Origin of the sequence: Mesorhizobium sp. Root552 (genome assembly GCF_001427285.1) — a bacterium.
Lineage (GTDB): Bacteria > Pseudomonadota > Alphaproteobacteria > Rhizobiales > Rhizobiaceae > Mesorhizobium.
The window spans coordinates 90779-97279 of the sequence record NZ_LMFV01000002.1 but is presented as its reverse complement, the minus strand read 5'-3'; the positions used below and the strand labels follow the sequence as shown (position 1 = coordinate 97279).

Below are 6501 nucleotides of genomic sequence, written 5' to 3'. Positions count from 1 at the left end.
TGTCGGATGCCCTCGGGTCCATTGGGCCGAACCAATGGGGGGAGGTCACCGCCGCCCTAACCGTTGCCCGGTGCGCAGCCGGTTCCCGCAAGAGCGATGGGGCAGAGTATGGGGGAAGGTGCAGAGGGTGGGGATAAGTGGGGTGAAAGATTTTTCAGGAAGTGAGTGGGAACAAGGGGTTGGCATGGGGTGTGGATAGGGAAACGGGTCGTTCGATCCACTCCTGCGACGCTCGCGCTGCCCCTCACCCTTACCCTCTCCCCGCAGGCGGGGAGAGGGAGGCATCAGCGTTTGCGCTCAACCTCATCCGACCTCGCTTCGCACGAAAGCGAATTCGGGGATGACTATGAGGATCTTACCTGCGGCCGTGGACGAGGTCGCCGGCGATGTCGAAAGAGCCGGAAAGCTGCATCTTGTAGACCTCGTAGTTCTCCATCACGCGCTGGACATAGCTGCGCGTTTCGGCGAACGGGATACGCTCGATCCAGTCGACCACCTCGTCCAGTTTCTTGCCGCGCGGATCGCCGTAGCGCGCGATCCACTGGGCAGCCCGGCGCGGGCCGGCATTGTAACCGGCGAAGGTAAGCACGTAGGAGCCGTCGAAACGGCCAAGCTGCTCGCCGAGGAAAGCCGCGCCAAGCGTGGCATTGTAACCGGCATCGGTGGTCAGCCGCATCGAAGAGAAGGGAACGCCCGCCTTCTTCGCCAATTGCTCAGCGGTAGAGGGCATGAGCTGGAGCAGGCCAAGCGCGCCGGCCCCGGAAACAGCTCCGATGTTGAATTCGCTTTCCTGACGCGCGATGGCGTAGGCAAGGGCTGCGCCTGAGCCGGAAATATCCGCGGACGAGGGAATGACGCCCACCGGATGCGACAGAGCCCCGACATCGATGCCGCGCGCAGCCGCGGCCTTGCCGATCCTGAGCGCGAGAAAGTGGTTGCCTTGGCTTTCCGCCATGCCGGCCAGAAGGGCGATTTCGCCGGGGCTGGCCAACTGGCCTGCCAGATCGAGATAGAGCCTGTCGGCATAGCGCGCATAACCCGCCTTCTCGAGCCGCCGGATGGCGCTGACGGCTTCACGCGCGGTAAAATTCCGGCGGTCGGCGTCGCTGGGGGATGGGTAGGCGATGTTGAGCGCCTGCCGACCGATGCGTTCTCCGGCCAACTGGCCGTAGAAGGTGGTGCCGTAGCTGGCCGCCCTGTCAAATTCTTCCTTCGCGTTGCCCGGCCCGCCAGCCTCGGCTGCGCGGCCAAGCCAGTAGAAGGCACGTGAGCGCGTGATCGCGCCTTCGGCAAGATCGGCGATACGGCGGAAATGCTTGCTGGCAAGCACCGGATCGTTGAGGTTGCGCAGCGCATACCAGCCGGCGTGAAATTCGGCGTCGGCAGCATTGGCGGCACTTTCGGCGGCATGAGCCTCGACGAGCCGGTAGGCGGTTTTGACGTCGCCCTGATCGACCAGTTCACGCGACAGAACGCGTCGTTCCAGCCACCATTGGTCAGGGTCGGCAAGGGCGGCGCGATCCGTCGGCGCCTTCATCATGGCCGCTGCCGCTGCCCTGAATTTGTCCTGCCGCCTCAGATACCTGGCTTGCGCGAAATAGTAGCCCGCCGAACGCTGCTCCTGGGGTACGGCCTTCAGCAAGGCAGGCGCTTTCTTGTCGCCGCGCAAGGCGGCGGCCCACGCATCGGCCAACTGTTGCGCGCCGGCGAGAGCCGCCACACGTTGCGCCGAATTCACCCGCTCGGCATAGAACATGCGCTCCATGCGGTAGCGGTGATCGGCTTGCGGAATGATCGCGCCGAATTCGGAAAGGATGGCCGTTTCTTCCGCAGCTTCCAGTTTCTCGGTGCGCCAGAAGGGGGAAAGCACGCTTGCCGCCGCCTTGGCGTTGCCGAGCGCAAGATAGGCGCGCGTCAAAAGGACGACGCCTTCGCGCGTTTGCGGCTGGCTGCCGTTGAATGCCTCGACAACCGTGGCTGCACCCGGGTTCTCGCGGTAAAGCGCGCGCTCGCTGTTTCGGCGCAGCACCTCGGCGCCAGGCCAATCCGGCAGCATGCGGGCGGTGGCGGCGATGTCTCCGCTCGGCACGCCACTGCCGCCATAGATGGCGATGGCCCAGGCTAGAACATGGCGATCGAGCGAGTTTGCCGGAAGTCGGTCGCGCATCGTCCGCGCGGCGTCGATATCGCGCGCCGCAAGGGCGTCGAGACCACCCTTGAGCGGGGTGGTTTCGTCGGCTGGTTGGGCGCTGAGGTTCTCGATTTCGGGAACGGAAATGCCCGCTGTCGATGCCTTGTCCACCGGCGTGCCGGTGGAGAGAGACGACAGCAGTGCGACAGCCGCGCCGAGGAATGCAAGCCGCAGCGGGCGTGCGCCGATCATGACTTTTGTCGATTTTCTGGTCATCGGCATGATCTGGTTTGCGTGGCTTTGCAGGCTTGGAAGCAGCCTATCCCTGCCGTGTGAAGGGGCTGTAAACGAAGGTGGCGGCAACGCTCGGATGCTGTGGTCTTTCCGGTCAACTGGCCTTATCAGCTTTTCTTGCCGCAGAACGGTGTCGAGACTATGGTGCGCCGCCGCGCTTTAGGTTAAAGGCGCGCGAAGGAAACAGATGGGAACCAAAGGGTTCCGTGGAGTTGGATAGAATGCTGAGAGGCTCGCTTACCGCGCTCGTGACACCGTTCGAACAGGGCGGACGTTTCGACGAGAAAGCCTTTCGGGCATTGGTCGACTGGCAGATCGCAGAAGGCACCACCGGGCTCGTTCCGGTTGGCACGACCGGTGAATCGCCGACGCTCTCGCATGACGAGCACCGCCAGGTGGTGAAGGTGTGCGTGGAAGTAGCCAAGGGACGCGTGCCGGTGGTTGCCGGCGCCGGCTCCAACAACACGCAGGAAGCGATCGGACTGGTAAAGTACGCCGAAAGCGTCGGCGCCGATGCAGCGCTGGTGGTGACGCCCTATTACAACAAGCCGACGCAACGCGGTCTCTACGAGCACTTCGCTGCCGTGGCGCGGGCAACCTCGCTGCCGATCGTCATCTACAACATCCCGCCGCGCTCGGTCATCGACATGAGCCCGGAGACGATGGGCCGCCTTGCCAACGACTTCAAGAACATCGTCGGCGTGAAGGATGCGACCGGCAAGATCGAGCGCGTTTCCGAACAGCGCGCGACCTGCGGCAAGGACTTCGTCCAGCTTTCGGGCGAGGATGCTTCCGCCCTCGGCTTCAACGCGCATGGCGGCATCGGCTGCATTTCGGTGACGTCGAATGTCGCGCCGCGCCTGTGCGCGGAGTTCCAGGAAGCCTCGCTCTCCGGCAATTCGGCCAAGGCGTTGGAATTGCAGGACCGGCTGCTGCCGCTGCACAAGGCGATCTTCCTCGATCCGGGCGTGGCCGGCGCGAAATACGGGCTTTCGCGGCTGGGCAAGATCGAAAATGTCGTGCGCTTGCCGCTGGTCACCGCCGAGAATTCGGCGGAACAGAAGATCGAAGCGGCCATGAAGCATGCCGGCTTGATAAACTAGGGTATATCGCGCTTCAGGTGATGGTGGCCTGCAAATGGCGACTTTCTGCGCTTCCGGTGCTCACGTACCTTAACGTACGCTCCGCTCCGGTTATCGAAAGCCACCATTCTCGGCTCACCCTGACCTGAATCCCGGCATACCCTGGGCTGGCACTTGCGAAACTCTGCTCCAGCGGCCATTTGAGGGCGTTCTCCCTATTTGCGGAGTTCACCATATGACTCGCTGGAGCGAGTTTCGAACCGGGTCCCTAGTCGATGAATCAGGTCAGAAAAGCCGATCCCAACAGCAAGGTCGCCGCGGAAAACCGCAAGGCGCGCTTCAACTATGAAGTGCTCGATACGCTCGAGACGGGCCTGGTGCTGAGCGGCACCGAGGTCAAGGCGTTGCGCGGCGGCCATGCCAATATCCAGGAATCCTACGCCTCGTTCGAGGGTGGCGAGATATGGCTGATCAACTCGTACCTGCCGGAATACCTGCAGGCCAACCGCTTCAACCACGAACCGCGCCGGCGCAGGAAGCTGTTGGTGTCGAAGCGGGAAATGGCGCGCCTGTCGCAAAGCATCGAACGCGAAGGCATGACGCTGGTGCCGTTGAAAATCTATTTCAACGACAAGGGCAGGGCGAAGCTTCTGCTGGCGATCGCGCGCGGCAAGAAGCTGCACGACAAGCGCGAGACGGAAAAGCAGCGCGACTGGAACCGCGAGAAGGGACGCCTGCTGAAAGAGCGGGGGTAGGTTGGGCGAATAGGGGACTAAGGGAAAAGGGGAATAAGGCAGTAGGGCAGTATGTTGTGTTGCCGCGAGGCGGATTCGCCGTTGACGCAAGGACTACGGACAAATTCCTTCTACTGCCCTACTGCCCTACTGCCCTACTGCCCTACTGCCCTACTGCCCTACTGCCCTACTGCCCTACTGGCTTGGCAGAATCTATTCCCCAAGAAATTCCGCTATATCCTTGAAGACATTGACGAACATTTCTTCCGTCAGAACGCCGGTATTGGTGTTGTAGCGCGAGCAATGGTAGCTGGAAAACAGCGTGACGTGGCCGAGTTGGTGCAGGCCGCGATGCTTGAACGGATGCGCCGCAACGCGCCCGCCAAGCGCCCGCACGACCGATTGATGCGCGATGGAACCGAGCGCCAGAACGGCGCTGAGATTGGGGAACCGCTCGATCGTCGGCGTTAGAAACGTGCGGCAGGTGGAAATTTCGGGTCCGGTCGGCTTGTTCTGCGGCGGCACGCAGCGCACCGCGTTGACGATGGCCGTTCGGGAAAGCTGGAGGCTGTCGTCGGGCCGCGCCTCGAAGCGTCCGCTGGCAAGGCCGAACCGGAGCAAGGTCGAATAGAGCAGGTCGCCGGCATAGTCGCCGGTGAAGGGGCGGCCGGTGCGGTTCGCGCCGCGCAGGCCGGGCGCCAGCCCGACGATGAGCAGGCGCACCGAATCGTCGCCTTCAGGCGGCAGGAAGGCCGGCACCGGCGCGTTGAACCACGCCGGTTCGCGCTCGCGCCATTCGGCGATGAAATCGTGCAGGCGAGGGCAGAGCGCGCAGTCGCGGTCCGGTTCGGACGAGGCGATCATGGCAGGGCGCCTCAGTAATCGTCGTCCTCGTCCTGCGAGGTGGGTTCGGGCCGACGCAGCGGACGCTCGTTGGGATCGCGCCCGACCTCGTTCTTCAACGTCATGAGGTCGATGAAATGGTCGGCCTGGCGGCGCAGGTCGTCGGAGATCATCGGTGGCTGCGAGGCCATGGTGGAGACGATGGAAACCTTGCGGCCGCGCCGCTGCAGCGCCTCGACCAGCGTGCGGAAGTCGCCGTCGCCGGAGAAGATGACGTAGTGATCGACGACATCGGCAAGTTCGAGCGCATCGACGGTCAATTCGATGTCCATGTTGCCCTTGATCTTGCGGCGTCCGGCGGCGTCGGTGAATTCCTTGGCAGGCTTGGTCACGACCTTGAAGCCGTTGTAGTCGAGCCAGTCGATCAGCGGGCGGATCGAGGAATATTCCTGATCTTCGACAAGGGCGGTGTAGTAGTAGGCGCGAAGCAGGTAGCCGCGCTTCTGGAAGCTGGACAACAGCTTGCGGTAATCGATGTCGAAGCCGAGCGAGCGGGAAGTTGCGTAAAGGTTGGCGCCGTCGATGAAGAGAGCAATCTTCTCTCGGGGGTCGAACATTGAAATATCCTTTGGCGAATATAGGCGGTGGTCAAATAATCCGGCGTGGGCGTCGATCCTAACAAGGATGCGACAAATCCTTGTCCATACAGATCAACTCATCTTCCGAAATAACGTCAGCTTCGTGGCATTTTATCCGCCGCAATCGGCGTACAAGCGAATTTGATGAGGCCGGGTGCTTGCCTTTCAGCCCGCAATTGGGCGGGGGTAGCCAAAATGCTTGTTTTTTTCGGGTAGCCGGGTTATGGACCGCGCCTGTTTTCCATCAAATCCTTCGCATGAAAGGGGCATCCAATGGCCCGCGTGACCGTTGAAGATTGCATTGACAAGGTCGACAACCGCTTTGAGCTGGTCCTTCTGGCCGGCCACCGCGCCCGTCAGATCAGCCAGGGCGCGCAGATCACCGTTGCGCGCGACAACGACAAGAACCCGGTCGTCGCGCTGCGCGAAATCGCCGACGAGACGCTTTCGCCGGGCGACCTCAAGGAAGATCTGATCCACTCGCTGCAGAAGCATGTCGAGGTCGACGAGCCGGAGGCTCCCGAGAGCGACGCCATCGCCGATCAGACCGGCGCAGCCGTTTCCGCCGATGCCGACGAGCCGGAAGAAAACATCACTTTCGACCGCATGTCGGAAGAAGACCTGCTGGCCGGCATCGAAGGCCTGGTTCCGCCGGAAAAAAGCGACGATTACTGATCGTTTGGCAGGGTGCGGGCACTTCCGGTCCGCGATTTTCATAGCTATTTATGACATGCGCCGTACACGTTGCGGCGCATGTTTCATTTCAGCCGTGTGAGAGC

6 protein-coding genes are annotated in these 6501 nt (G+C 62.3%); 3 read left to right on the top strand and 3 right to left on the bottom strand.

Features of this window, described 5'->3' with window-relative positions; all coding sequences use genetic code 11:
- Positions 1–355: 355 nt before the first annotated feature.
- Entirely contained in the window at positions 356–2413 is a 2058-nt protein-coding gene (locus ASD50_RS01795) for a lytic transglycosylase domain-containing protein (RefSeq protein ID WP_413813865.1), read from the bottom strand.
- Positions 2414–2646: 233 nt separating this feature from the next.
- On the opposite strand from ASD50_RS01795, the gene dapA reads away from it, so the two are divergent.
- Both dapA and smpB read left to right on the top strand, forming a co-directional pair.
- The gene (dapA, locus tag ASD50_RS01790; protein ID WP_056235071.1) at positions 2647–3528 is read left to right on the top strand and encodes a 4-hydroxy-tetrahydrodipicolinate synthase; all 882 of its coding nucleotides are present in this window, start codon (positions 2647–2649) and stop codon (positions 3526–3528) included.
- A 254-nt stretch (positions 3529–3782) separates the two neighbouring features.
- Entirely contained in the window at positions 3783–4262 is a 480-nt protein-coding gene (smpB, locus tag ASD50_RS01785; RefSeq protein WP_056235067.1) for an SsrA-binding protein SmpB, read from the top strand.
- A 192-nt stretch (positions 4263–4454) separates the two neighbouring features.
- Here the strand turns inward: smpB and ASD50_RS01780 are convergent, their stop codons facing one another.
- Positions 4455–5105 carry a uracil-DNA glycosylase gene (locus tag ASD50_RS01780; RefSeq protein ID WP_056235064.1) on the bottom strand — a complete coding sequence of 217 codons (651 nt, stop codon included), beginning with the start codon at positions 5103–5105 and terminating at the stop codon, positions 4455–4457.
- An 11-nt stretch (positions 5106–5116) separates the two neighbouring features.
- Complete coding sequence (locus ASD50_RS01775) at positions 5117–5701, bottom strand: NYN domain-containing protein (RefSeq protein WP_056235061.1); 585 nt, start codon at positions 5699–5701, stop codon at positions 5117–5119.
- 294 nt (positions 5702–5995) lie between these two features.
- Here ASD50_RS01775 and rpoZ point away from each other — a divergent pair, with 294 nt between their 5' ends.
- Entirely contained in the window at positions 5996–6397 is a 402-nt protein-coding gene (rpoZ, locus tag ASD50_RS01770; RefSeq protein WP_056235058.1) for a DNA-directed RNA polymerase subunit omega, read from the top strand.
- Positions 6398–6501 lie beyond the last annotated feature (104 nt).